The sequence below is a fragment of the Mesorhizobium sp. WSM4849 genome (genome assembly GCF_055811385.1).
Genome location: NZ_JBVVPW010000001.1, coordinates 380,695 through 406,842, shown reverse-complemented (window position 1 = coordinate 406,842; position 26,148 = coordinate 380,695). Strand labels below are relative to the sequence as shown.

Genomic DNA, 26,148 nt, shown 5'->3' with positions numbered 1-26,148 from the left:
GGATGGCGGAAATTTCGGGCGCGCGCTCGTATGCGGCGGCTCCCAGCGAAGCACCAATCATGAAACGTCCCTGATTTGAAGGAGAGCTGGCAGCGGCCCAAGGGCCGCGCCTGACCTATTCCGCGGCGACAAGCTCCCTGTCGCGAGCCGCTTCCAGTTCGCGCACCAGCGGAATGACGCGCTTGCCGAAGAACTCGACCTCTTCCTGGAAATGTAGGAAGCCGAGCAGGATCAGGTCGGCGCCGGCGTCCTTGAGCTTGAGGATGCGTTCAGCGATCTGTTCCGGCGTGCCGATGAGATTGCTGCGGAAGCCGTCATTGTATTGCACCAAGTCCTCGAGGGAGGATTTCGCCCAATTGCCTTCGCCTTCCGGCGAGGCCTTGCCGGCATTCTTGACCTGATCGGCAAAACCCTGGACTGCCTCGGGATTGGCCTTGGCGATGATCTCGTCGAGCACTGCGCGCGCCTCTGCCTCGGTCTCGCGAGCGATGGCGAAGGCATTGACGCCGATGTTCACATTGTGGTCATTGGCTTTCGCCTTGGCGCGGATGTCGTCGACCTGTTTCTTGATCTCTTCCGGCGTGTTGCCATTGGTAAAATACCAATCGGAGACACGAGACGCCATGTCGCGAGCGGCTCGCGACGAACCGCCCTGGAAGATCTCGGGCAAGGGCTCGATCGGCTTGGGCTTCATCGAATAGTTGGTGAAGCGGTAGAAATCCCCCTTCAGCGTGAAACTGTCCTCCGTCCAGATGCCACGCAGCGCTCGGATAAATTCTTCTGACCGGCGATAGCGCTCGTCATGGTCGAGCCAGAGTTCGCCAATCGCGGCGAACTCGCCACGGAACCAGCCGCTCACCACATTGACGGAGACGCGGCCATTGGTCAGGTGGTTGATGGTAGCGATCTGCTTGGCCGCCAGCGCAGGGTTCCACGGGCCGGGCAGGATCGCTGCGATGACCTTCAGCGTTGTGGTGGCGGCGAGCAAGGCGTGGCTGAACGAGACGGATTCGTGCTGGTTGTCGGCCCCATAGCCGGCCGTGAAGCGGATCTGGCTCAGCGCGTAATCGAAGCCGTTGGCCTCGGCGATTTGGGCAAGCTTGCGGTTGTAATCGATATCCCAGCCTGTCCGCTGCTCGATATTGGAGATGACCAGTCCGCCGGAGACATTCGGGACCCAGTAGGCGAATTTGAGGCTGTCGGAATGCGAGGCCATGTCGTCGTTTCCCCTTTGATTGGCTCAGCCGACGCGGGTGGCGACGGCAGCGTCTGCATGACTGGAATTGAGCAAGGAAACCGCTTCAGTAGCAGCGCGTGAAATGCGCTCGGTGATCGCGGTGCCGACGATTTCGGCATCGATGAAATCCTCTGGCGCGCCGTAGACGCCGGTCGGGACGGTGACGGCACCGAAAAAGCCGAACAATGGCCGGAGCTGATGTTCGAGCACCAAGCCATGGTATGGGCTCCCGCCGGTCGCCGCGAGAAGCACGGTCTTGCCCGTCAAGGCGCGATAGTCGACCAGGTCGAACAGGTGCTTGAGAGCGCCGGTGTAGGAAGCCCTATAAACCGGCGTTCCGACCACGAGCAAATCGGCCTTCTCGACGCGCTGGATGATCGCTTCTCCGGATGCGCCCAGTGCGCCCCGGGATAGCCCGGCGAAAAGCGAGGGTGCTGCCTCCGTGATCTCGATCAGACCGGTGTCTGCAGGCACACGCAACGCGACCGCCTTGACCAGCGCATTGACCACCGCGGTGGTGCGGGAAGGCGTGCTTACGCCGCCCGATATTCCGAGAACCGATAGCCGTGCCAAGTCATCAATCTCCCACACTTTGCATGCGCGCTGGGCCAGCACCAAACTAAGTCAAACGATATCCTATAAAATCTATAGCAATAAGGAATTATGTTCCGATGTTTTCACGTCGATGGGAAAATCGGGCCTGTTTGAAAAGGGGGTCGACGGTTAGGCATCGCTCTACCGCGATGCTGGGCGCGTGCTTCGAAGATTGTGGCTACCATCTCGATCCGCGTGCTATCGGGGGAAACTGTCGCTTGCACGCCAGCAGACGGTCGAGATGGCAAGAGCTACAGCGTTTAACTGCTCCCTCGTTAGTTTTGACGAACCGACGGGGCACTAACGAACCAAGAGGCCGAGGCGCTTTTCGTAACATCGCGCGCCTGAAGAAAACGATGGCGTGGGCATCGTGTAAATTTCACACAAGAGTGGAAAGGAAGTGCTGACGCTTGCCGACAGGGTGACGGTCCTACGCGACGGAAGGAATATCGGCACACTGGCTGGCGAAAAGATCAAAGAGCGCGAGATCACACGACTCATGATTGGCCTGTTCGGCCGACAGTTATTTCCATCCGCACAGCGCCAACTCGTCGAAGAAGTCCTGCGCCTCGAGGTTTCTAGCAAAGCGATTGTGTCAATGAGCTGCTGTGCCTGCTGCGCGCCAACTTCAGCGTTGCGCGACGATACCCAGCAGATGAAAATCCGAGCGCGGCGCGTAGATCTCTGGGGGCAATCAAGGGTGCAAGGGACATAGCAAAGCCGCAAGATATGAACCGGATTAAATCAGGACGTGCTTTAGCGTGGCCAAGGACTCATAATTACGGGGCGACCTGCCAACCTCGCACCGTGATATAGCTTGTCCACTGTCGCAATCCCGACAGAATGGTTTCGTCGCTAACAAACGGAACCAGCCGCGCAAAGCCAACCTGTTGCAATAACAATGCCTTTTAGCTGGCATGGCTCTTGCTGCTTGAGCTGTAACATGCGCTCCGGCACAGAGCCGCTTCCAGCGGATCTCAGGACCATTGCGCATATGTAGGCCAAAGGACTTTTCGATAGCGAGGTCAGGGCGACGATGAGTAATCGTCCCGTTCACCGAGTTCATTGGACCTGAGTTATGGAGGAGGTCATACAATGAGCAAGGCGATTTCGTTCGGGGCGGAAGTCTTGCCGGCGACGGCGTCATCGACGACCCTTCGCGAGCTCATTTTTTCCAACGACCTCACATTTTTGATGGAAGCGCATGATGGGCTTTCGGCAGCGATTGCCGAGCGTGTCGGCTTTCGCGGGCTCTGGGCCTCTGGTCTTTCCATAGCCTCGGCGCTCGGCTATCGCGACGCCAACGAAGCGAGTTGGACCCAAGTCGTCGACGTCGTCGAGCGCATAGTCGATGCGACGGACATCCCTGTTCTTGTCGATGGTGACAGCGGCTTCGGAAATTTCAACAATGCTCGCTTGGTCGCGCGGAAGCTTGAGCAACGCGGGGCCAGCGGCATGTGCCTTGAAGACAAGGGCTTTCCGAAGTTGAACTCCTTTGTCGGGGATCGGCATCCGCTTGCTGACATCGACGAATTCTGCGGCCGGCTCAAAGCAGTGAAAGACACGACGGGACCGGATTTCGTCGTCGTCGCGCGGATCGAGGCGCTGATCGCGGGTCACGGTCTCGATGAGGCGCTGGTTCGGGCCGAGGCTTATGCAGAAGCCGGCCCCGACGCAATCCTCATACACTCCGGCAAGGCCGTCGCAGACGAGATCCTGACCTTCGCCAAGGAATGGAACAACAAGCTGCCGATCATCATCGTCCCCACCAAATACTACAAAACGCCGGCTTGGGTTTTTCGTGATGCCGGCATTTCGACGGTCATCTGGGCTAACCATTCGATGCGGGCGGCGATTGCCGGCATGGGCGATATCTGCGGCCGCATCTGGTCGGAAGAAAGCATTGCCGGGATCGAGGATCAGGTTGCCGGCCTCGACGAGCTGTTCAGCCTGATCGGCTACGACGAACTGGCTCAGGCGGAAGAACAGTATCTGCCGAAGCGGACAGCTGGGCAACGTCCGAGCGACTCGGACCAAGTTCAAAAATTCGACAATTAGCTCAGGAGAGGCGCACATGCTTGCGCAGCGGATGTCCTTGCTTTCAGGTCCGGGCACTGCCGCCGCCCGCGAGGCAGCCAAGGTTGCTGCCGCGGCCGGCCGTCAGATCATCGATCTGGCGGCCGGCGAGGTGATCATCGAGCCGCCCACGTCAGTTCGCAATGGAGCGATCGCCGCAATCAATGCCGGCACGAACCGCTATACGGATTCAATCGGTCTGGCACCGCTCCGGGAAGCCGTCGCGAAAAAACTGACGATCGAAACAGGCGTTGGCTGGAACATCGACGACATCGTCATCACCGCGGGCGCAAAACAAGGATTGCTCGATGCTGCTCTGGCTGTGCTCGACCCAGGCGACGAGGTCATCATCTTTCGCCCGTGCTGGCCGACATTCCCGTCCCAAGTTCTTCTTGCCGGCGCAAAGCCCGTATTCGTTGATGTCCGGCCGCCAACCTATGTTCCTGACATTGGCGCAATCCGTGCCGCCGTCACACCGCGCACGAAAGCCATCATCATCAACTCGCCTAACAATCCCACAGGCGCTGTCTACGATCGAACGACGCTTCAGGCCATTGGCGACCTCGCAATCAACGACCAGCTCTGGATCGTTTCCGACGAATGCTATTCCAGCTTTGTCTTCACCGGCGGACGCCATGAGTCCATTGTCATGGCCCATCCGAGGGTTCGGTCGCGGACAATCCTGGTCAATGCCTTCTCTAAGGAGCTGGCGATCACCGGATGGCGCCTGGGCTATTTTGCGGCGCCTCCCGAGATCGTTTCCGCAGCCAAGAAATTGCAGAGCCATACGACCTCAAATCCCAATGTGATTGCGCAACATGCCATTCTGCATCACCTAAAGGTTGGTGATGGCCGTTTCGAACGGGAGATGCACCGCCGATTGACTGATGCTCGTACCGTGGGGCTGCACATCCTGTCCGGCCTGCGCGATGTCGATGCACCGCGCGCCGAGGGTTCGTTTTTCTTCTATCTCGACTTGAGCACGTTGATCGCTTCGCTGCCGCAGGGGGGGCCCGTGCGGACCACAGACGACGTTGCCCGGTTGCTTCTCGATGAAACCGGCGTGGGCTCCGTCGCCGGTGGCACATTCGGTGATCCGAATGGTCTGCGACTGTCATTCGGGGCGCCCCCAGGCCAGTTGGAGCAGGGACTGCAGAAGGTCGTCGAAACGTTGAACAGCCTCAAGACCAGACAAGTGGCTGCCTGAGCCTCATCAGAAGGACATTTGATATGAGCAACCGTACTCGGACTGCCGTCATCCTCGCCGCAGGCACGGGATCGAGACTGCGCCCGTATACGGATTCCGTTCCGAAGCCTCTGGTGGAGGTAAACGGCACCCCTATACTGCACAACGCGCTGCATCAGCTCTCCGAGCTCGGGATTTGCGAAGCGACCATTGTCGTAGGCTACCACAAGGAATCGATCGAGCAGTCGTGCGGCCGGCGGTTCGAGGAGGTGGAAATCGAGTATGTCCACAATCCGATATTTGACCGGACCGGCAGCGCCTATTCGCTCTGGCTGGCGCGGAACACCATGCTTGCCGGCGACACTGTCTTCCTCGAAGGCGACGTGTTCTTTGAGCGCGAGGTGCTGGAACGGACGCTTCGGACTGTCTCGGCGACGAAAAGGAACGTGGCGGCGGTAGCCGTATTCACTGAAGCAATGAGCGGGTCGGCGGTCGAATTGGCCGCAGATCACTCTGTGTCCACGTTCGTGATGAACCAGACGCCGGCCAAGGCGCAGGCAAGGAGTCTCTTCAAGACGATCAACCTGACCCGTTTCTCTGCGGCGGCACTGCACGATCGGCTAGTGCCGGCTCTCCATCGCGCCGTCGAGAGCGGGTACCACATCGCCTATGTTGAACAAATTCTGTCGCTTCTGGTGGAAAGCCGCGAGCTGCAGCTTTCGGCGGCTGACTGCAGCGATACCCGCTGGTTCGAGATCGATAGTGAGGCCGATCTCCGGTTAGCGGAGGAGATTTTCGCGTTGCCGCCGGCACCTGCACTCCCGGTGCATCCTCAGCCAAACTCGCGGCAGGAGCAAGGAGATGATCGGCTACCTGCGTGATTACGCGAATGCCATCACGGCGCTCGCCTCCTTGTTCGCGGTCGTGGGGGCTTGGTTCGAGCTCGGTGTCGCAGCTGTGCTCTAAACCTGGTTTCTTGCCACGTTCGCCGGCCGGGGTTGCGGTACTTCGGACGCCTTTGAGGAGTTGCTCCATTGATTGGATGACATAGTTCGCAAAAGCCGCTGCTTGCATAGAGTCGGTTGCTGGTTCACGAAAGCAACAGAGATCAGTTTGGACAAATCCGAGCTCTTGTTCGCTATGTGTTGCTGCGCGATTGTGGTCCGATCGGCATATGGATTCCCAATGCGAAGAACGAATATGCGCCTATGCCGACGTGGTGCTTGGCAGGTTCGTCAATATGGCGCAACGGTGATTACCGCTGTCGAGCAGTTGCACGGCAGCAGTGGACGAAGGACACTTCACCCCGGCCGCGATGTTCGACATTGTCGGTACGCAGATATGTCAGACAAGGTAAAGGATGTCGCCCTCAAAGGCGAACACATCGCTTTTGACCGCTAGCCGGTCACCGATGAACGACACCAAACCGTCTTGGATTCCAGGCTGCCTTCACAATGCGATCTTCGTGGACGGCGAGCGCATTGATAAGTTGCAGGTTCATTGGCTATCGCTCTCGATTTGTTACGCGATTTTTGTCAGATCGGCGCCAGTGGGAAGAAGGGTTGTCACGCCGGCTTCATCGAACGCCGCGGTGAGAACCTCTGCCGGCGGGCTGTCGGTGGCGGCAAAATTGAAATAGCTAGTCCGGTCCACGGCTGCTATATTCTTTATCTGAACCCGGCTGAATTGAGTAATTTGTTCTGCAAGCCATTGGAGTGACTGTTCGAGTGCCCAATACTCGAGTTCAACGACTTTCTGCGGGCTGCTTTCAAGGAGAGCATCGATGTGAATGTATTCGGTCGGTTCACGGAGTGGCCAAGCGGGATGCTCAAAAAAACCTTGCCCAATCACGGCGTTGCCTCGTCGATCCCTCATCGCGGCTTGATAGGCCCAGGTATTTTCGAAGCAAATGCGGTCGATACCGCAGTTCAGTAGCGCAGAGGTAATCTCGGCCACTGGAGCGCTGCCGGCGCCGATCGGAACGCCGAGCAGACCACCTTGGCCAGGGGCAAGAATTACGCAGTCTTTCAGATGCGCCGAGCGTACCCAAGGGCGCATCAGTTCCAGAGATATCATTGGATCCTCGTAGAACAGCATCGAATTCACATAGTCGAAAAGACCCTGTACCCATGGGCTGTCGACGTGGGAGAGAATTTCAGCAACTTCGCTGGCCGCGAGATCCTCATGGTTTTCAAGAAGCAACGGAATTCCGGCACGCTCCGCCAAAAGCGACGCTTCGGAGAGGTTGGCTTTGGCTTCTTCGACACGAAGCCGCCGGTCAGGAGTTCCCTTGGTGTAGGTCCGCAAGTAGCCCGCGCCGACTTCGCGCCCAATACTGAGCACCTGTTCGATATGCGTCGGTTCGGTGCCGGCGGTCTCGATGTCGATGAGCACTCTGCGTTTTTCGAGATACGTGCGAAGCTTTCGAAGGTGCATCGGATCGATCCCAGAGATTTCGAGATAGTCGGGCCCAAAGCACGAGACGTTCAGGCCGTCGAATCCGAGGTCGGCGGCAAGATCGACAAGCGAGAACACATTGAAGCCTGGCTTGTGGAGATATTGGTATCGAAGGCCATAGGAATGCAGGAATAGTTTGGTCATGATTTCGAGAAGTCCGGTTTGCGGGATGAATCGGAGGCTGCAAAAAGTGCGAGCAGTGAGGCGGCAAGGATGAAGATTCCGGGAAGGATAGGCGCTATCGAATTAAGCAACAGCCCGGCCGCATTGAGCTTGATCAGCGATCCCCAATCAGTGCTCGGTGGTTGAACGCCAATACCGAGCAGACTGAGCGCGCTCAAAAACATCAAGCAGGCAACGAAACGGTTTACGAGTTCGACTGCCGCGTAGGGGCGAATGTTCGGCCAGATGTCTCGCGCGAGCGTATACACAAAGCCCTCGCCTCTCATTTGGGAGAGTTCAACGAAGGGCTCCGCGAAGACTTGGACCACCGGTGCCTTGAGAGAGCGATAGGCGCGTGTGAACTCGACCACAGTGACGACCAGGACCAGGCTTATCGTTGCCGATCCGAAAGCAGCTATGAGCACGAAAGCGTTGATGAGACTTGGTATGGAGTTCAGGGCGTCCATGCTACGGGCGAGGATCGTGCCCGCAAAGGGGGGCATTGCGCTAGACAACACCGCGCAGGTCAGACCGCATGCCACCGAAAGCAAGGTCGCCGCGGCGCAGATAAACAACGTGACGCTGCCCGCACGTACGATCTCGGACAGCATGTCGCGGCCCAGATAGTCGGTACCCAACAGGTGTGTCGCAGACGGGCTTTCGAACAGTTCTCCTCCTGAGAAACTATCAGCCGATGTCCCGACGAAGTGCGGCGCGACTATGAAGGACAGGATAAAGCCAATGAATATCAGAGCGCGCATTGTCGTGGTTCGCCCTCGCAATGAAAGAAATCCTTGGCCACATCTTGAAGAGATTCCGAAGGTTGGTGGCTGTCTGTGACGGGGAATACGACCTGACCGTCGCGAAGTTCGAGAATCTCGCTGGCAAGGCGCGCAACGATCTCCGGCTGATGCGAAACGAGCAGCATGGCGATGTTGCCGCTGGCCCTGTGCCTGTCGAGAATATCTGCAACGATCCGCCCATTTGCCGGATCCAGTGACGCCGTGACTTCATCGAGCAACAGAAGAGCCGGACTGCTGGCCAGCGCCAACGCAACGCCAAGCCGTTGACATTCCCCACCTGACAACTCCGCGCTTCGCTTGTGACGATAGTCCGCCGGCAGGAGGACTTGGCTGAGTATGTCCGCGACGGCGTCGGTGGAGTGATCGCGCCCAGCCTGACGCAACCGTCTGCGAATGAGATATTCAGCGCTGAGAAAGGGATTCAGGTGCAGCTTCACCGACTGGGGTACATATTCGAGCCGGCGCTTCTGCTGGACGGTTCGATCGGCGTAGTGTAGCGGCATTCGCTCCCTATCGACATCGATGGTCCCTTTGGCATCCCCGTGCTGCCCGAGCAAGCTGCGCAGGATTGTCGTCTTTCCGGCGCCGGAGGGTCCAACAATGCCGAGGCAGGCCCCCGCCCGTACCTGAAAAGCCACATTTTGAACCAACGGCCGGCCGCTCGGCGCGTTGACGTAGAGACCCGCGACACGCAATCGCGGTAGCTCCATTGACTGCGGCGCGGGTTTCGGTGAGGGGAGAGAGCCTGCGGTCGGCAGCGCTGCTGGGCGCGCCGGTGTCGGCTTTCCGCCCGGCACAACGAAGCCACTCAGGTTAATGGTCTGATCCGAGCTCTCGGCGAAGAATGGCAGCTCGTGCGAAATAACAAGCGCTGCCGCACCGATCTCCTCAATGCGAGCCTTTATGTCCTGCATAACGCCCGCCTTGAGATCCGGGTGCAATGCGGTTGTCGGCTCATCGAGGATGATCAGTCGAGGGGTGGCGCAGAACACCATCGACATCAAAATGCGCTGCAATTGCCCGCCGCTATATTGGTGCGGATAGCGATCTTCCTGAAATCCCGGAACGTCAAGCCGATCAAATGCCGCCTGGATAAGCTTGCGACGTTCGCTCCGCTCGTCGGCGCTGTCGCCTGCGAACACGGAGATCTGGCTGACGACATTGCGTGAGGCCACCAGCGCTGTTGCGGATGACTGTGGAACGTAGAGGATCTTGCGCCCCCAAAGGGCCTGCTTCTGCCGGTGTTGCATCTGCAGCAGTGACTGGGAATCCAGCAAAACCTCGCCGCCCAAGATGCGAACATTCGGTCTCATCCATCCCATCAGGGCGAGACCAAGGCTCGTCTTGCCGACGCCGGAAGGACCAATCAAAGTCGACAACGTGCCGGGCTGCAGAGCCATGGACAATCCGTCGATGCGCCGTGCCCCGGTAGCGGAGTTGGAAATGACGGCTGTCAGGTCCTTCACCTCAAGAACATTTGTCGACGCATCTCCGACGTTTCTTTCGGCCGGCTTCATAGGGCGCCTCGCTTGCTGATCCGGCTGGCAATCAAATCCGACAGCGAATAGATCGCCACATAGATGGCGGTGACGAACACTGCGCAGAACTGCAGGACCGGAATATCGCGCCACACAACCGAAGACACAGCCAGCTCGCCGATGCCCGAAATCCCGAAGACGACTTCAATCACCAGCACGCCGGTGAGCAGGTAGGCGCAGTAAATGAGTAAGAGATTGAGGATTGAAGGAAGAATCGACGGGATCGCATAATGGAGCGCAATCCAGCTACGGCTGAACCCGCGCAGGCGAGCGAACTCGAAGTAATCCCTCTTTTCCTCCATGAGTAGCAGCGACAGCAGCATGCGACCGACATAGGCAATCATGCCGATCCCGAGACACGCGCTCGGCAGGAGGAGCACGCGGATGTGCTCTGTCAGCGACTGATCCGGTGCCAATCGCGAAACGGCCGGCAACAAATGGAGCTGGACCGCAAAAACGCAGATGAAAATATACGCGATGAGAAACTCCGGTGCGCAGAGCACGATCTGCATGAGGAGTTGGAAGAAGCGCCTCATTCGCTCTGGAGCCATGAACGCAGCCAAGCCGGCCGCCAAGGAAAGAGGGAACCAGCAAAGTGCGGCGCCCGCGAGCATGAGCGTGTTGGCAAGCCGCGGCTGAACTACGTCCCAGACCGGTGTGTGGCTGGTAAACGACTGTCCGAAATCTCCCTGGCAGAAGTGCACCAGCCAGATAACGAAGCGTTCCCACAGGGGGTGATCGAGGCCAAGGCTTTGTCGCAGCTGGGCGCCAAGTTCCGGCGTGTAGTTCTGGCCGAGCAACTCCGTTACGAAGTCGCCCGGAATGAGTGCCGTGCCGAAGAAAATGAGGGCGACGGCTGCCAGGAGAATGGCGAGCCTGATCGCAAGTTCACAAGCAAACGAGCGGACAGTCGCCAGCGGCGACCTCCGCTCGTGCTGCTCATAGGTCAGGGAATGATCGGACATGAGCTGATCAGGCACTCTGATCGAGCCAGAGGTCGGCCATCGCCGGGCCGGTCAACGAGCCGAGCGGTGACGGCGAAATACCCTTCACCTTGCTCGAGACGGCATCAAGCTGATCGAAGAACAGCGGAATGCCGGCACCACCGTCGTCATGGATCGCTTCCTGGACTGCCCAGTACAGTTCACGACGCCGGTCGGCATCGGTCGTGGCAACCGCTTCGTCCATCATTGTGTCGACCTTCGGCCGGCTCCAGTGCGTTTCGTTCCACTTCGCGCCCGAGCGGTAGGCGACGCGCAGCATTTGGTCAGGAGTGAAGCGGGTGCCCCATCCACTGACCATCAGCGGCTGCTTTAGCCAGACATTGTCCCAATAACCGGTAACCGGATCGCGCTTCGGTTCGAGCGAAATGCCCGTCTTGCGCGCGCCGTCGGCGTAAATCTGTGCGAGATCGACCGCAACGCCGGGCGTGACGGCGTCAGAAGCATGCAGCACCTGCGTCGGGAAACTCAGTCCAGCTTTCTGCAGGATCGACTTTGCGCGATCCGGGTCGTAGGAGCGGACCGGCAGCTCGGTGTGATAGAAGGCACTGAAGGGCGGGATCGGATGGTCATTGCCGATCTGCGCGTGACCGGAGCACAAGCGGTTGCGCATTTGCTCGCGGTCGAACAGGTATTTCATCGCGTCGCGAACCTCGGGCCGATCGAAGGGGGGCGTGTCAGTCAGCATGGCAACGACGTTGTGCACACCGCTCGGGGAAGACACGACCTGAAAGCCTGGTGTTGCCCCGATGCGCTTCGCGAGCGTGAAGCTGATCGTCTGCACTGCATCCACGTCGCCGGCGAGAAGGGCTGAAACCCGTGCAACCGGGTCTTGATTTCCCTGAAACGCCACCTCGTCCAGATAAGGCTTGCCGTTTTGCCAGTAGTTTTGATTGCGGCGATAGACATTGACGGCGGCCGGGTTCAAGCCATCCGCCACAAAAGGACCGGTACCAATGGGCTTGTCGAAGCTCGAGAAGCCGTCAGGGAAGATGAAGAATCGATCCTGAGCCAGCAACAGGGGGAAGTCTGCGTCGGGGCGCGAGAGCGCGAACCGTATAGTATGAGGATCTTCCTCGACGATTTCGGTGATGTGTTCGAGAAGCGTGCGCAATGGCGACTGCTCGGCCGGATCGCGAAGACGGTTCAGACTAAAGATGACGTCGTTCGCCCTCAGACCCTTGCCGTTGTGGAACTCTACGCCGCGGCGCAGCTTGAAGACCCAGCCATCGACCTTGTTCTTCACCGGCTCCCAACTCTCGGCAAGCATCGGCACCGAGTTGAGGCGGCTGTCGACGCCCACCAGTGTTTCTCCGACGAGGGCGTAGGCAAAGTAGACGCTCCACGATGCAATCTTAGTGGGATCGAGGAGAGAAGAGGATGCGGTTTCTTGCAACATGACTCTGAGTCGACCACCCTTACTGGGCGCACTGTTTCCTTGTGCCAGACTAAGATTAGGGCGTGTTATCGCCGCAAGTGCGGAGGCGGTCAGGGAAAGGTTAAACGTGCGGCGGGAAATGGGATGGTTCATTGCCAAATCCGTCATTTGAGGAGACTTTGCGTGCGCGACCAGCGATAGGATGCCTTCATTTTCGGGCCGCTTAACAACTGGTATATACGAGTGCTTGTTACAGACGCATGACAGAGGGAAAATTTATGAGCTCATCGCCATCCGGCTCGTCGACACCACCCCGTTGGAAAACGATTGTGGAGACGTTGCACCGCGAAATCCTTGAAGGAGAGTTCGACGTGGAAGGGCGTTTGCCCGCGGATACAAAAGTGGCCGAACGCTTTGGTGTCAGTCGGATGACCTCGCGAAAAGCGCTTGCGACCCTTCAGAACAAAGGGCTCATCAGGATCGAGCACGGTCGCGGAGCGTTCATTGAAACCGATGTGCTCGAATACCGCCTCGCTTCGCGCATTACCTTTCCTCAAAACGTCCGAGCCAACAACCAGCTGCCGAGCCGAAAGCTGATTAATGCTGAAAACAGACCTGCTGACGCCTGGGTATGTTCCTCTCTGCAACTTGCTCTCGGAACAACTGTATTGGTCGTTCAGCTGGTTGCGGAAAGTAACGGTCGACCAGTGGCGTTCAGCACAAATTTCCTGGAATTATCCAGGTTCTCTGGCTTTGTGGAGGCACTGGGTCCAGAGGCGGATGTCGAAACCGCCATGGCTAAATTTGGATTTGCGTCCTTGTGGTCCGGCACTGCCAAGGTTATCGCACGGATGCCTACGGAAGAGGAAGCCAAACTTCTCGATCAATCCCTATCTCGACCGGTCGTCGAGAAGAAAGCCTTCGAAGTGGATGAAGAGGGCAGGCCAGTATGGTGTCATGTGACCTGCTACGCCGCCGACCGAATTCAGTTCGTTTTCGATGGCGTGCCACCAAGAAAAAAAACACGGAACTAGGACTGATACGTCTGACGTGCAGAGGGCCAAGAGGCCGTGAAACTTTATCGCGGATAGGCATCGTGCGCCTACTAGCAGGCTTCTCTGATTGGGGTTTAAGGTCAAGCTTCTCCTGCTTTCTTTCCGGACGATGTCGCTCCGTGGGTCACTAGCTTCTCTTCGCGGTCGGCGCAGGGCCGCCGCTTGATGGGGTTAGTAGAGCGAGGGGTCTCAATCTGTTGAACGACCTTGAGGGAGTTTGCCCCAGGGATCGTGCCTGCTAGCGAGATCGCCTTGCCCATCGTCCCACGGGAACGATCCGGATCACGTAGCGGAATTCTGTCGCATCAACCCACATGTGATGCGTGATGACGGCGAGTTTTGCGGCCCACCGCGACCCGGGCCCGCGCCATACTGCGCCGCCTGGCGACGTTCGTGCCCCCACGCGCGCAGGGAAAACTGATTGCGCCATGACGCCCGTTTCTCCTCTTCGGCCTTGCCGGAAACACTCATAAAGGCCATCAGTTAGCAATCCGAAAATCGTCCGGTAAACCGACATGACCTCGATCATGCGGGCCGCAAACGCCATCGCAACAATCCTGATCCGAGAAGGGATCGACTCCCAGCAAAGCAAGGCGGTCATCAAACGCGCCCGCGCGCAGGCCGGACTGTCAGCGCCGCCGGAACGGCGGACATCAATCAAGCGGCTGAGGGTCGAGGAGGAACTGACCTTCATCGACCATGCTTATGACGCCGGCGGAACGACAGGTCTGTTGCTCCTGACCCTGCTCGAAATCGGGATGCGGGTTTCCGAGTTCACCGCCTGCGTGTCGAGGATATCAGCCTGACGGAGTGCGTGATTGTCGTCGTGCGCGGCAAGGGATCGAAACGCCGCGAAATCCCGATCCGGTGGGAACTGGCGCAGATGCTCCGGCTTCATATCGGCACCCGCCGCGCCAGTCCCGAGCCGTGAACGTGGTGCCGGCCCCACGCATTATATCTACAGCCGCCAGCGCATCGGCCAGATCGTCCGCCAGATTGCAAGGAAGGCCTGGGATCACCAAGCGGGTCTGTCCGCCCCGGCTGCGCCACACAATGGCGACGAAACTATTGTGGTGCGGCATGGACTCACCGATGTGCTGCGCTTTCTCGGCCACGAGAACATCGAAACCACCCGCCATTCCGCCGAAACCACGGCCGCGACCTTGCGCCAGAAATTCGATCAGGTCACGGATCCGACCGCGCGGGCACTGCTTTCGGGAGTCCGGCACAATCGTGGTGATGATGCCGCACTCATGGCGACCGACCTGCTTTCGAAAGATCGAAGTGTCAGGCCTGTCACATCTGCTGATGCATAAGGTTTGAGATGTTCGCCTTGCCGCAAACGCTCATTCGCTTTCCGGCGTTCGAAGTGCTCTCCCAACCAGCTTGCGCGCTCCTTCGTCTATCCAGCGAGGCGCGCAGTTCCTCCGCACGATCAGGATCGTCCAGCGCTGCGAGGGATTTCGTTTCGGCTATTTCCTGCAGAAACTCCGCCGCAGTCTCCAGATCGTCCATCATATCGTAGCCGAAGGCGTTGTCCTGCCGCCACGGACGCCATGAAACTCGTGCAGCAGCTCGCCAGTTCCCTCGACGACATTCAATGGCGGCAACATACTCCGTTCCGGCCCGCACCACAAATCCTCATGCTCCCCAATGGGTTGACCACCGGACCATCCACCCCGTTCTGCCATAGGCAACCGGCAGTGATACGGCCTCCGACGAGGTTGAGACCACCGCCCCATCGGCCATGGTTTCGGCGATGCTGTTGCGCAGTTCACCGAACTGGTGGAGGAAGACAGCGCGTGCAAGGGCATGGCGGCTTTTGAGATGGAAGCGGAAAAGGGATGATCGGCGAGACGAAGCAGACCGATTGCGGAGACTGATCAAGATCGATGCCCGAATGCCAACGGCTCCGTTGCATGTTGGTATACCAGAGCAGAGCGGGTATATCAGCTCCCAGCTACTCCCCGTCCAGCCAATTATAGAAAAGACACCAATTGTGCCTCTCCGGCGAGGTCAACGTCACGCGATGCCAAGTACGCCATCCTATACCCTTTGATGGGTTTGTCCGGTTTTCGACACTGGTGTGTCTAGGTTATCTGTTGAGTTGCCTGTGGCGAAATAACTGAAAACAATCGCAAAATTTTTCTCTCGGCTGGACCAGCAAATTGGCACGACTCTTGGTCCTGTAGATCATAGCAAAAAGGGCCTGCCTTCGCGAGCGCACAGTAGCAGGATCTGAAGCAGCATAGGACCAAAAGATGCAACCTCATAGCCAAATCGAATAAGGTCGTCTCGTATTGGTCGGTCAGCAAGCGAGGAAAGCGTCGTGAACGATCCTGGGAAAGAAAAGGATGCCTATACCGCATATGGCGAAATATGGAGTGATATATACGATGAATATGGGGAAGCTCTCAACAAATCGATCGAGGTCGAGCGAGCAATCAGTTTTCTCGCGTCTTTCGCAAAGAACGGATCCGCACTCGAATTGGGCGTCGGAAACGGCCACTTCGCCCTGCCCCTCTCGGAAACAGGAGTTTCGGTTCACGGTCTCGATAACTCGGAAAGGATGCTTGCCTCGCTTCGCGCGAAGAAAGGTGGACAGTCTGTCATAGCACACGTTGGCGATATGGCAGAGTTCGACCTGGGCACTCAATATGATCTCGTGTACTGCGTTGGTGACACCTTCTCGCTTATGCTAACTGTCGAGCAACAGATAAGTTGTTTGAAGTCAATTGCAAAGACTCTAAAGCCAAAAGGTTGTTTTGTCGTCGATTTGAATTATCCATATACGAAAGACTTTTCCGAGAATGACATATATCGTGACCAAAGAACGACACTCATACATCTCGATGAACAGCGTGCGATAGTGCGCTTCGCAAGACATGACCGCAATCAGCAGCATTTTATTTCTCTGGACTTTTGGATTACACAGAAAGGAAGCCGGACAATGCCGCTTAAGATGCGATATGTCTATCCAAGCGAACTCGACTTGCTCGCAAGGATCAGCGGACTTGAGCTTCTTGAGCGCCACGGAGACTGGCAGAGGCGCCCGTTTGACAATAAATCTTCGCGATACATGTCGGTGTTCCGCAAAGCACGATGAGAGCGCCCTTAGAGCCTCACGCGAACCCCGGTCATGGGCGCGGCGGAGCCTTGCTTCGACGTAGCATGAAGCGAATCGAGGCGATGAATATTCATACCTCGGCGTCGCCTTGCTCGCCGGCGAGGTAGTTGCGGTCCATCTGGTGTTCGGCCTTGATATGGCCATCAGCGCGGCGCTTCTGGCCGGCGGTGAAGACCCTCATATGGGGTTGGCTATGTCAAGATTAGGATATGTTGACATCCTTATAAATTTCGGCTCCGGGTTCCGGGGCTCAACTACGTGAGGCGGCTCGTTTTGCTGAGCCTAGCTAATATTCGGTCGCCGGTGGTCGCGGCTGCACCAACATCCCGCTTTCGGTGGGCTGAGCCCAAGGTGACGAGACCATTCTGAACCACGACATTTTTGCCCGGGTCTTCATCGGTTTCGTCACCTGGATCCGCCGGGGTTCATGAGAACCCACCGATTTCGGAAAGACGTGGCGGCCGGGCACAAATGATTCTTCCGAACGGGTCGCCGCCGCTGGACGGAAACTCCGGTCGGACTACACCCTCCTCAGGTTCCCGCCCAGCGGCGTTCTCATCTTGATTGATTGACGCGCCGCAGAAGCGTCGTAAACTCCTGCTGATGATGATCGACGGCGTGAGCTCGGACTTTCTTGAGAATCATCGGGCGCGTCTCCCGCTCTGGTCTTTGCTTCGCGGACAGGGGCACCGGTCTGCTGTGCCGAGGATCCCCATGCCGGGTCGGGCTTCCGTCCTCACAGCGTCGATGCAGACTTCAATACGCGGGTCAGGACATGGCCTGCATCGGGCGCGCCCTTGTCGACCCGGAAGACACTTCTGTCTGTACCCTCTTCCGGTGGATGGGTGTGGCCCGACAACGCGCGTTGCTTCGACTCCTGCGTCCATCTCCGGGCTACCTCATGAGACATTTCCAGATCAGCCGCTTTCAGATAAATAGGGTCGGCCCATGTTCGGGAAATGCTGTGCCTCATATTGTAAGTAGAAGAGGGTGCCTAATGAAACTGTGGGAAGTTGTTCGGTCCGGAATACTCAGTGATATTCATGCAGGAGCCTTCGAGAACGGCCGTCTGCCCGGGGATTTTGTTTTGGCGGAACGGTTTGGCGTCAATCGTCACACCGTGCGCAACGCCATCAAGGTTTTGGAGTCTGAAGGTGCTCTGCGGGTCCAGCACGGTGTAGGTACGTTCGTTGCTGACGACTTCATTTCGCACACCTTGGACAATGATCCGAGATTTACGTTCAAACTCCTTGGCCATAACAAGGCCGTCAAGCGCGAGATATTATCGATCAACGAGATCTCTGTCGAACCGGACATTGCCACGCATTTGAAGATCGCGCCTCCCGCGCTCGCCACTGCCGTCAGGACGACTTCATTCATCAACGATTGGCCCCTGGCGACCGGAACGGCATATTTTCCAGTGGAGCGAGTTCCTGATCTTGCCACGGCGTTCGAGGGGCAGAACTCTCCGACTGCGGCCCTGAAGCGCTGTGGCATCCCGCAATATAAGCGGAAATGGACGCGGATAACGGCCCGAAGGCCTACCCAACAGGAAGCCCTTCTGTTGCGAATATCTTCGTCCAGCCCAGTGCTTCTCGAAACCAATGTCGATGTGACTCCGGATGGATGGCCGATCAAATATGCCTTCAGCGTTATCCGAGCCGACAGATATGAATACCTCATAGAGGGGGAGTACTAAATCCGGATTGCCGACTGGAGGCTGGTCGGCGGCCGTCCCGCTGTAATCTGACGAACCCTTTTGTTGAATCAAGCCCTTGTCATCAATGCGTTACAAAGCAGAGCTAATGAGATACCTAGATATCTAGGAACATTGGCCCAATGCCGGCCTCAATCGGGCGGCGAATGCAAGTGCGCGATGAAATGGAAAAAAGACAGCGATGGATGGCGGTTCTGGCGCGAACCATGTGCGAAGACCTTGAGCGCGCATGGAGCGATCTGCCCACCGCGCCACAATATGAATGGCTGCGTCGGCCCGAGACCGGCCTCGTCCTGTTGCGTGGACGGGCAGGCGGTACTGGCAGCCCCTTTAACCTCGGTGAGGCCACGATGACCCGATGTGCGCTGAGGCTAGCCGACGGCACGACGGGGTTCGCCTTCGTGCTCGGACGCGACCAACGCCAGGCGGAACTGGCGGCAGTCTTCGATGCGCTTCTTCAAAGGGCGGATGAAGTCGCGGCCGAGAGTCGTGAATTGGTCGCTCGATTCGAAGCAATACAAGCGAGCCGCCGTGAGCTGAAGAGCCGCAAGGCGGCTTCCACAAAGGTCGATTTTTTTGCAATGGCGCGAGGCACGAGTCCGGAATGAGCAGCATTATGGACACTTCCGGGATCGAGCCCGGATTCACGCATCCCGTCTTCGATAGCCAAGACACATTCCGCCGTATCTTGGATGCCTATGCATATGTGGGCCGTCCGCAAACGCTCGGCTCTGAAACTACGGCAGTTGGACCGCTCGCACCGGCGACCGTCTCCGCTTGCCTCACATTGGCAGACTTCGAAACACCGATCTGGCTCGATTACCGATCCAACAGCGACGAGGTCCGCAATTACCTTCGGTTTCACTGCGCTACACCGTTCGTGATTGGCGCGGAAGAAGCGGCATTTGCCATCGTGACGGATCCGATGACGATGCCACGCCTGGCAGAGTTACACCTCGGAACCGAGTTGGAGCCGCAGACTTCGCCAACCATTATTGTCCAGGTCCCCTCCTTTACTGCCGGTTCACCGGTTCGGTGGCGTGGGCCTGGGATCCAGCACGAGGCCTCAGTTGCCATCGAGGGGCTTCCGTCGTGGTTCTGGGGAGAGTGGCAGCTCAATCAGGAGCTTTATCCAATCGGGGTGGATGTCCTCTTTACCTCCGGAAACGCAATCATTGCTCTTCCTCGCAGCATATCGGTGGAGATCTAAATGGCATATGTGGCTGTTAAAGGCGGCGAGCAGGCTATTCTCAACTCGCACCGCTTGATCGCAGAGGATAGGCGCGGCGATACTAAAGTCCCCGAACTAGCGGTTACTCAGATTGCCGAGCAACTCGGTCTCGCTGTCGATCGGGTGATGTGCGAGGGCTCGGTCTACGACAGAGAGCTTGCAGCGCTCGCATTGAAGCAGGCTCAGGGCGACGCAGTCGAGGCGATCTTCCTCCTCCGGGCTTTCCGCACGACCCTGCCGCGCTTTGCGGTGTCGAAAGCGATCAATACGGATCGGATGGCCGTCCAGCGACGGATCTCTGCCACCTTCAAGGACGTTCCGGGAGGCCAGGTCCTCGGTTCGACCTACGAATACACGCATCGACTGCTTGATTTCGACCTCGTCGACAACGCTGAAGTCGAGGAGTTGAAAGCGGAACTTGGTGAGACCCCGCTTGACGCCAATTGTCCGCGTGCTTTCGACAGCATCTCGGATGAAGGCCTGATCGAAGCCGAAGTGCCTGCGCCAGATGAAGCCTCGGTGTTCGATCTAACGCGAGAGCCTCTGGCGCTACCGGCCGGTCGCGATCAGCGTTTGCAGAACCTTGCACGTGGCGATGAAGGATTTGTCGTGGGATTGGCCTATTCCGCCCTGCGTGGCTATGGCGCAGCCCATCCCTATGTCGGCGAAACCCGAGTCGGAGACGTCGCGATCGAGCTCATTCCCGAGGAACTGGGCTTTCCCGTTTCGATAGGAGACATCACCGTCACGGAATGCCAGATGTTGGACTTGTTTGCGGGCTCGGACGACGAGCCAGCACGCTTCACGCGGGGATATGGTCTCTCCTTTGGAAAGAGTGAGCGCAAGGCGATGGGAATGGCGATCGTCGATCGGTCGTTGCGGTCGCGCGAATATGGCGAGGATGTGAAATACCCCGCACAGGACGAGGAATTTGTCCTTTCTCATACCGACAATCTCGAGGCAGCCGGGTTCGTCTCACATTTGACCTTGCCTCACTACGTCGATTTTCAGGGTGACCTGCAGTTCATTCGACAGCTGCGCGAGGCGCAAGTCGGCAGCCGTTCAACCAAGGAGGCGGCGGAATGACGGGCGTTCGTGAAGATGCGGCCAAGCGTAGCCGCCAGACGTACAACTTTGCCTATCTCGACGAGCAGTCCAAACGGATGATCCGTCGGTGCATCTTGAAGGCGATGGCCGTTCCCGGCCTGCAGGTTCCATTTGGCAGTCGCGAGATGCCGCTAGCCTACGGATGGGGTACTGGTGGCATACAAGTGACAGCCAGTGTCATCGGCCCCAACGACACGCTCAAGGTGATTGACCAAGGTGCCGATGACGCCACGAACGCGGTCTCGATCCGCCGATTTTTCAAGAGCGTGGCTGGAATCGAGACGACCGAACAAACCGCTGCGGCCACAATCATTCAGACACGGCATCGCGTGCCCGAAACGCCTCTCAGAGAGGGTCAAGTCATCGTCTACCAGGTTCCCTCGCCAGAACCGTTGCACAGTCTGGAACCGCGGGAATCTGAGACGCGGAAAATGCATGCCTATGCAGAATACGGCTTGATGAGCGTCAAGCTCTACGAAGACATTGCGCGCTTCGGCCATATTGCCACGGCTCACAGCTACCCGGTCATGACCAACGGGCGATATCTGATGTCACCGTCGCCTATTCCCAAATTCGACAACCCGAAGATAGCGAACAATCCGGCGATCCAGCTTTACGGTGCTGGTCGCGAGAAGCGAATCTATGCGGTCCCGCCTTACACGCAAGTGCACAATCTTGACTTCGAAGACCATCCGTTCCGAGTTCAAAAATGGAGGCAATGCTGCGCGCTTTGTGGAGCGACCGACAGTTACCTCGACGAGATTGTCGTGAATAACAGCGGGCATCGAATGTTCGTTTGCTCCGACACCGACTACTGCGCAACCCGTCGAGACCATGGTCACGTTGGACCGGAGGGTCAAGGCAAGGCTCCATTTGAATCGTTCCCGACTTCTAAAATCAAAAAGGGATCGCAACGATGAGAACGGCAATTCAGGTCCAACCCCAGCGCCGGCAATCACTGCTCTCCGTGCAAAATCTTACGAAGGGCTATGGAAAGACGATCGGCTGCCAGAACATTTCCTTCAACCTCTTCCCAGGGGAGATCATCGCCATTGTTGGCGAATCCGGATCCGGCAAGTCGACCTTGCTCAACTGCCTTTCGGGTCGGTTGATGCCGGATACCGGGTCCGTGGTTTACGACCTCCATGACAAGGGGCCAACGGATATTCTGACATTTTCAGAGCCGGAGCGCCGCAAGCTGATGCGTACCGACTGGGGACTTGTGCACCAGAACCCGCGCGATGGCCTCAGAATGGAAGTCAGCGCAGGAGGCAACATAGGCGAGCGGCCGATGGCCACCGGTGCCCGCCACTATGGCCACATACGGCAAGAGGCTCAGAAGTGGCTCGCCCGGGTCGAGATTGATCTGCGGCGCACGGATCATCACCCGAGAACCTTTTCCGGCGGCATGCAGCAACGCCTGCAGATCGCCAGAATTCTCGTCACCAAGCCGCGCCTCGTCTTCATGGATGAGCCGACTGGCGGGCTCGATGTCTCGGTCCAAGCTCGGCTGTTGGATCTGTTGCGACAGTTGGTCCTGGATTTCAGTATCTCGGCGGTGATCGTGACCCATGATCTTTCCGTTGCCCGGCTGTTGGCGGACCGCATCATAGTGATGTGGCGGGGCAACGTTGTGGAGACCGGTCTGGCGGATCAGGTCCTGGATGATCCGCATCACGCCTACACGCAACTTCTCGTATCATCGGTGCTCTAAATGCTCGGAAATGACACTTCATCGCGCGTGGCGGTCAAACGCTCCGTCAACAACGAACTGAGTTTGACCGGCGCAAGACTGGTCTTGCTGGACGAGGTTTATGAAGGAACCGTCCATGTTGTTGACGGCTGCATCAATGACATCGCTCCTGGAAGGAGCAAGGCTTCCGGCGCGATCGATCTCGGAGGAGGCTATCTTATACCGGGTCTCATCGACCTTCATACAGACAATCTCGAGAAGCATGCTCTACCGCGGGCCGGAGTGCTTTGGAACCCGCTTTCCGCTGTCGTAGCGCATGATGCATTGGTCACCGCAGCCGGCATTACAACAGTTTTCGATTCCCTTTGCATCGGGTCAACGACCCGCGATCACAGAAAGCAAGACGATCGGGCGCGCATTCTGCCCATCCTCGTCGATGGCATCCATGAAGCCCAGGACTGTGGCGTGCTTCGAGCGGACCATCTTCTGCACCTGCGCTGTGAGGTCACGGACGAGGAAGTCCTGTCCAGATTCGCGCCGTTGGTGGACGATCCGCTCGTGAAGCTTGTCTCGGTTATGGATCACGCCCCCGGCCATCGTCAGTCGCCGCAACTCGACCGTTTTCGTCTGATGCAGATCACGCAGAATGGCTGGTCGGAAGAGGATGCCGATCGCCGTATTGAAGCATGGATGGACGCCTCCCGAACGATCGGACCTCAAAATCAGGCCCGTATCGTTGCGTTTGCCCGTGCTCGGCAACTGCCTATCGCCAGCCACGATGATGAAACAGCCGAGCATGTTCGAGAGGCAAAATCTGCCGGCGTGCTGATCTCCGAATTTCCGACGACGCGGGCTGCGGCGGAAACGGCGCATTCGCTCGGCGTTCGTGTGCTGATGGGCGCGCCCAACGTCGTTCGCGGCAACTCGCATTCAGGAAACATAAGCGCCCGGGATTTGGCGACAACCGGACATCTCGATATCCTCGCCTCGGATTACGTTCCGGCAAGCCTGCTGCATGGTGCTTTTCAGCTGACCAGGGAGCCGGTCGGGATGAGCTTGCCGCGGGCGATCTCTACCGTCAGTTCAGCTCCTGCCTCGGCTACCGGCCTAGCCGACAGAGGCGCGATCAAGATCGGCAGCCGAGCCGATCTCTGCCACGTCATTGAGATCAACGACATTCCACTTGTGCGCAAAGTCTGGAAAGAAGGCCGGCAGGTCTTTTGACAAAATGCAGATCACAAGACGTCGTCTTCGATCAGACCGGGAGAACCGTTCCATGAAATCCGTAACGAACGCTGCGCTCCGCGCCATTAGCCTTTCCAAAAGCTTTACGCTCCATGCTCAGGGCGGCATCGTTCTACCCGTTTTCGACAACATCGAGCTGACGGTGGAGTCCGGCGAATGCGTCTGTCTGCGCGGGCCGTCCGGCGCCGGCAAGTCAACCCTGCTGCGTTCGCTCTATTCCAACTACAAGCCGGACGAAGGCCAGATCCTAGTCGAGCATATGGGCGAAACCGTCGATCTTCTCGCCGCTGAACCCTGGGAAGTCGTGGAGATCCGCCGCTCGACCATCGGGTATGTCAGCCAGTTCCTGCGCGTCATTCCACGCATCGGTGCTCTCGATGTCGTCGCCGAGCCGGCGATCGCCAACGGCATGCCGGCCGATGAAGCCAAGGCCCTTGCCAAGAACCTGCTGACCCGGCTTCGCATTCCCGAGCGTCTTTGGTCGCTGGCTCCGGCCACCTTCTCCGGTGGCGAGCAGCAGCGCGTCAACATCGCCCGCGGCTTCATCGTGGATTACCCCGTCTTACTGCTTGACGAACCGACCGCCTCGCTTGACGCCGCCAACCGTGTGACCGTCGTTGACCTGATCAACGAGGCGAAATCTCGCGGCGCCGCGATCGTTGGCATCTTCCACGACGAGGAGGTTCGGGAAGCCGTTGCCGACAGGTTGTTCGAGATCGACAATCAAGCGAGCGGAACGGCCGTGCCGTCGGCTGCCTTGGCGGAGGTGTACGCCTGATGCCGGAACCATCCAGTCCTCGCCACACCGGCTTGCGAGTACCCCTCTTGCCGCTGCGGCAAGTGCATGGCTTGGCCGCGATGCGTTTGCACCCGGTGCTTATTGCAAGGCCGGTCCGCGAAATAGTATGTAGGCCACGCCGCTACGGTTTGATCCAACACTTACGGCGCCCCTTCGGCTGAGAGATGGGACTCCGCTCGAAGATATCGAACGGGTGCTCGGCAGGTCTGCTGCATCCAGGCGGACCTGCCTGATCGCCCGGACCTTCACATTATCGCCCGGATCTTCACATTAATGACGGCATCTTTCCAGCAGCAGCCGCGCAGAGCCGGGCAATCGGCTTCACCAAGACCAAATCAACGCCGGGCGCCACAAAGCCGGGAAATCCAACGTGCTGACTCTCGGTCTGGCGACGGCGAAGTTCACGAGTGAAGTCAAGGGAACGCTTGCGGTCGAGAGGGACCGTAATCCGTCGCGCGCGCCGCTTGAGATGAAGGAGAGACATCTGGCTGAAGACCTGCGCCCGTCCATCGCGCTCGTTGGGGGCGCCTGAGCGCTATGTGCGGTGGCCTGGCTGGAAGAGCGACAACTGCGCACTAATACACCGCGCAGGACCAGCGATGTTGTCGGCAATCGACTATGCCGCTGCTGGCGCTTCACCGCGAAGGTCGGCGCCTCCCGGCCGGCACTACCCCGTCTTTGACATAGCGCCAGAGCGCGATCAGTAGTTTTCGCGCCGTTGCCACGATCGCGATCCGCCGCGTACGTCCCGTCAGGCGTGCCGACGCGATCGCGAAACCACGCGGCCAGTTCGCTGCCTGACTGGTAGCGAAGCCAAAGCCAGGCGAGCTGGATCATCGTTGTTCGCGCGCGAGGGTGTCCGGCCCAGCTGATGCTCCGATCCCTGTCCATCCCGCCACTTTGGTAAGGCATCGGCGTGATGCCGACATAGCTGGCAAGTTGCCTCCGGATGTCTAACGAGCGGTAGAATACCTCGCGCATTAGAACGGCCGCGAAGTTCGCGCCGACGCCCCGGATGAGACATAGGCTTGCGATCTTTCCTGCAGGTCTCATCCGCCGGATCGACATTCGCCGCCTCGTCTCGCTCAGCTTCGACCTCCCGGATCAACTCCAAGGTTATGACGAGCCGTCGACGTAGGCGATCCAGCTCGGCCCGAAGATGGTGCGCCAGCTCTCGGCCGTCGCCGGTCATCTTCCTCACCTGGTGTCGGTACACGTACCATGCTGCATACTTGTCTGTCCCGTGAAGGTAGGCCGACAACACGCGCAGCATGCCTTCCGCATCATTCCCGCTGCGAGAAGCCGCGCGTAGAGCTCACCGCTGGCAAAGTCGAAATCGTTTAGATCGCGGTAGAACCGAAAACAGCTTGTCATAAATGACATCAAAATTATCGCAGACGTGTTCGCCTCATCTCCCCTCTGTTCGATTTCAGACAATATCGGGTACACGACATGCCGGCGTTTCGCTATCATGTTGTTTTAAATAAGTTATCCTATTTGGCACGCGTTGTGCTTCGTCTTCGTTAACAATGTTGTTAACTGCTCCATCAGGCTCTGCGGGCCCGCCAGAACATCATGGTCCAAGCCGGCGGCTTGTGCGCGACTGAAATACCATGAGCCGCACAGGGACAACGAAGGAACGTTAGCAGGGCACAGCCGCAAGCACTAAAATGCCAACCTATTTACGTCGCATAGAAGGCGGAGGTCACCAAAATGAATTATCTCATTCGCCGCGCGCTATT

General features: G+C 58.1%; 25 protein-coding genes and 1 pseudogene. 17 read left to right on the top strand and 9 right to left on the bottom strand.

Annotated elements, in window-relative coordinates:
* Positions 1-115: 115 nt before the first annotated feature.
* A complete protein-coding gene (gene sfnG, locus AC0L3L_RS01875) occupies positions 116-1,216 on the bottom strand; it encodes a dimethylsulfone monooxygenase SfnG (RefSeq protein WP_473636323.1) in 1,101 nt (366 codons plus the stop codon).
* Between the two features lie 24 nt (positions 1,217-1,240).
* On the bottom strand, positions 1,241-1,810 hold the full coding sequence (msuE, locus tag AC0L3L_RS01870; RefSeq protein WP_473636322.1) for an FMN reductase: 570 nt from the start codon (positions 1,808-1,810) through the stop codon (positions 1,241-1,243).
* A 421-nt stretch (positions 1,811-2,231) separates the two neighbouring features.
* Between msuE and AC0L3L_RS01865 the strand changes: the two genes are divergently transcribed.
* From AC0L3L_RS01865 to AC0L3L_RS01850, 4 genes are all read left to right on the top strand, one after another.
* Positions 2,232-2,546, top strand: coding sequence for a hypothetical protein (locus tag AC0L3L_RS01865; RefSeq protein ID WP_473636321.1), 315 nt, complete (start codon positions 2,232-2,234; stop codon positions 2,544-2,546).
* A 380-nt stretch (positions 2,547-2,926) separates the two neighbouring features.
* Positions 2,927-3,889, top strand: a complete 963-nt coding sequence (gene aepX / locus AC0L3L_RS01860) for a phosphoenolpyruvate mutase (RefSeq protein ID WP_473636320.1) — start codon at positions 2,927-2,929, stop codon at positions 3,887-3,889.
* Positions 3,890-3,905: 16 nt separating this feature from the next.
* Positions 3,906-5,114 carry a pyridoxal phosphate-dependent aminotransferase gene (locus tag AC0L3L_RS01855; RefSeq protein WP_473636319.1) on the top strand — a complete coding sequence of 403 codons (1,209 nt, stop codon included), beginning with the start codon at positions 3,906-3,908 and terminating at the stop codon, positions 5,112-5,114.
* Positions 5,115-5,137: 23 nt separating this feature from the next.
* Entirely contained in the window at positions 5,138-5,974 is an 837-nt protein-coding gene (locus AC0L3L_RS01850; RefSeq protein WP_473636318.1) for a phosphocholine cytidylyltransferase family protein, read from the top strand.
* A gap of 640 nt (positions 5,975-6,614) precedes the next feature.
* Here the strand turns inward: AC0L3L_RS01850 and AC0L3L_RS01845 are convergent.
* From AC0L3L_RS01845 to AC0L3L_RS01825, 5 genes are read right to left on the bottom strand one after another with little or no spacing between them, the layout of a single operon-like run.
* Positions 6,615-7,694, bottom strand: a complete 1,080-nt coding sequence (locus AC0L3L_RS01845) for a sugar phosphate isomerase/epimerase family protein (protein WP_473636317.1) — start codon at positions 7,692-7,694, stop codon at positions 6,615-6,617.
* Positions 7,691-8,473: an ABC transporter permease gene (locus AC0L3L_RS01840; protein WP_473636316.1), complete on the bottom strand. Its 783-nt coding sequence runs from the start codon at positions 8,471-8,473 to the stop codon at positions 7,691-7,693. The genes AC0L3L_RS01845 and AC0L3L_RS01840 overlap by 4 nt, the downstream gene beginning before the upstream one ends.
* A complete protein-coding gene (locus AC0L3L_RS01835; protein WP_473636315.1) occupies positions 8,461-10,032 on the bottom strand; it encodes an ABC transporter ATP-binding protein in 1,572 nt (523 codons plus the stop codon). The genes AC0L3L_RS01840 and AC0L3L_RS01835 overlap by 13 nt, the downstream gene beginning before the upstream one ends.
* Positions 10,029-11,018, bottom strand: a complete 990-nt coding sequence (locus AC0L3L_RS01830; RefSeq protein WP_473636314.1) for an ABC transporter permease — start codon at positions 11,016-11,018, stop codon at positions 10,029-10,031. Before AC0L3L_RS01830 ends, AC0L3L_RS01835 begins: the two co-directional genes overlap by 4 nt.
* 7 nt (positions 11,019-11,025) lie before the next feature.
* On the bottom strand, positions 11,026-12,585 hold the full coding sequence (locus AC0L3L_RS01825; RefSeq protein ID WP_473636313.1) for an ABC transporter substrate-binding protein: 1,560 nt from the start codon (positions 12,583-12,585) through the stop codon (positions 11,026-11,028).
* A gap of 107 nt (positions 12,586-12,692) precedes the next feature.
* On the opposite strand from AC0L3L_RS01825, the gene phnF (AC0L3L_RS01820) reads away from it, so the two are divergent.
* The 3 genes from phnF (AC0L3L_RS01820) to AC0L3L_RS01810 all read left to right on the top strand — a co-directional run bounded on the left by phnF (AC0L3L_RS01820) (position 12,693) and on the right by AC0L3L_RS01810 (position 14,803).
* The gene (gene phnF, locus AC0L3L_RS01820) at positions 12,693-13,466 is read left to right on the top strand and encodes a phosphonate metabolism transcriptional regulator PhnF (protein ID WP_473636312.1); all 774 of its coding nucleotides are present in this window, start codon (positions 12,693-12,695) and stop codon (positions 13,464-13,466) included.
* A gap of 536 nt (positions 13,467-14,002) precedes the next feature.
* Positions 14,003-14,293 carry a hypothetical protein gene (locus AC0L3L_RS01815; protein WP_473636311.1) on the top strand — a complete coding sequence of 97 codons (291 nt, stop codon included), beginning with the start codon at positions 14,003-14,005 and terminating at the stop codon, positions 14,291-14,293.
* 12 nt (positions 14,294-14,305) lie between these two features.
* Positions 14,306-14,803, top strand: coding sequence for a site-specific integrase (locus AC0L3L_RS01810; RefSeq protein ID WP_473636310.1), 498 nt, complete (start codon positions 14,306-14,308; stop codon positions 14,801-14,803).
* Here the strand turns inward: AC0L3L_RS01810 and AC0L3L_RS01805 are convergent.
* Positions 14,784-15,005, bottom strand: coding sequence for a hypothetical protein (locus AC0L3L_RS01805; RefSeq protein ID WP_473636309.1), 222 nt, complete (start codon positions 15,003-15,005; stop codon positions 14,784-14,786). The two genes, AC0L3L_RS01810 and AC0L3L_RS01805, sit on opposite strands and share 20 nt — an antisense overlap.
* 811 nt (positions 15,006-15,816) lie before the next feature.
* Here AC0L3L_RS01805 and AC0L3L_RS01800 point away from each other — a divergent pair.
* The 10 genes from AC0L3L_RS01800 to AC0L3L_RS01755 all read left to right on the top strand — a co-directional run bounded on the left by AC0L3L_RS01800 (position 15,817) and on the right by AC0L3L_RS01755 (position 24,938).
* Positions 15,817-16,593 carry a class I SAM-dependent DNA methyltransferase gene (locus AC0L3L_RS01800; protein WP_473636308.1) on the top strand — a complete coding sequence of 259 codons (777 nt, stop codon included), beginning with the start codon at positions 15,817-15,819 and terminating at the stop codon, positions 16,591-16,593.
* 1,018 nt (positions 16,594-17,611) lie between these two features.
* Positions 17,612-18,313, top strand: a complete 702-nt coding sequence (phnF, locus tag AC0L3L_RS01795) for a phosphonate metabolism transcriptional regulator PhnF (RefSeq protein WP_473636307.1) — start codon at positions 17,612-17,614, stop codon at positions 18,311-18,313.
* Between the two features lie 164 nt (positions 18,314-18,477).
* Complete coding sequence (gene phnG, locus AC0L3L_RS01790) at positions 18,478-18,939, top strand: phosphonate C-P lyase system protein PhnG (protein ID WP_473636330.1); 462 nt, start codon at positions 18,478-18,480, stop codon at positions 18,937-18,939.
* Positions 18,936-19,541 carry a phosphonate C-P lyase system protein PhnH gene (phnH, locus tag AC0L3L_RS01785; RefSeq protein ID WP_473636306.1) on the top strand — a complete coding sequence of 202 codons (606 nt, stop codon included), beginning with the start codon at positions 18,936-18,938 and terminating at the stop codon, positions 19,539-19,541. The genes phnG and phnH overlap by 4 nt, the downstream gene beginning before the upstream one ends.
* Positions 19,542-20,648 (top strand): carbon-phosphorus lyase complex subunit, encoded by a 1,107-nt coding sequence (locus AC0L3L_RS01780; protein WP_473636305.1) that lies wholly within the window; start codon positions 19,542-19,544, stop codon positions 20,646-20,648.
* The gene (locus AC0L3L_RS01775; RefSeq protein ID WP_473636304.1) at positions 20,645-21,589 is read left to right on the top strand and encodes an alpha-D-ribose 1-methylphosphonate 5-phosphate C-P-lyase PhnJ; all 945 of its coding nucleotides are present in this window, start codon (positions 20,645-20,647) and stop codon (positions 21,587-21,589) included. The genes AC0L3L_RS01780 and AC0L3L_RS01775 overlap by 4 nt, the downstream gene beginning before the upstream one ends.
* On the top strand, positions 21,586-22,383 hold the full coding sequence (gene phnK, locus AC0L3L_RS01770; RefSeq protein WP_473636303.1) for a phosphonate C-P lyase system protein PhnK: 798 nt from the start codon (positions 21,586-21,588) through the stop codon (positions 22,381-22,383). The genes AC0L3L_RS01775 and phnK overlap by 4 nt, the downstream gene beginning before the upstream one ends.
* 27 nt (positions 22,384-22,410) lie before the next feature.
* Complete coding sequence (gene phnM / locus AC0L3L_RS01765; protein WP_473636302.1) at positions 22,411-23,586, top strand: phosphonate metabolism protein PhnM; 1,176 nt, start codon at positions 22,411-22,413, stop codon at positions 23,584-23,586.
* A 52-nt stretch (positions 23,587-23,638) separates the two neighbouring features.
* Entirely contained in the window at positions 23,639-24,385 is a 747-nt protein-coding gene (gene phnL / locus AC0L3L_RS01760; protein ID WP_473636301.1) for a phosphonate C-P lyase system protein PhnL, read from the top strand.
* Positions 24,386-24,776: 391 nt separating this feature from the next.
* Positions 24,777-24,938, top strand: coding sequence for a hypothetical protein (locus AC0L3L_RS01755; RefSeq protein ID WP_473636300.1), 162 nt, complete (start codon positions 24,777-24,779; stop codon positions 24,936-24,938).
* A gap of 103 nt (positions 24,939-25,041) precedes the next feature.
* Here AC0L3L_RS01755 and AC0L3L_RS01750 read toward each other — a convergent pair.
* Positions 25,042-25,715: pseudogene (locus AC0L3L_RS01750) on the bottom strand (transposase); the annotation flags it as partial.
* Between the last annotated feature and the right edge of the window lie 433 nt (positions 25,716-26,148).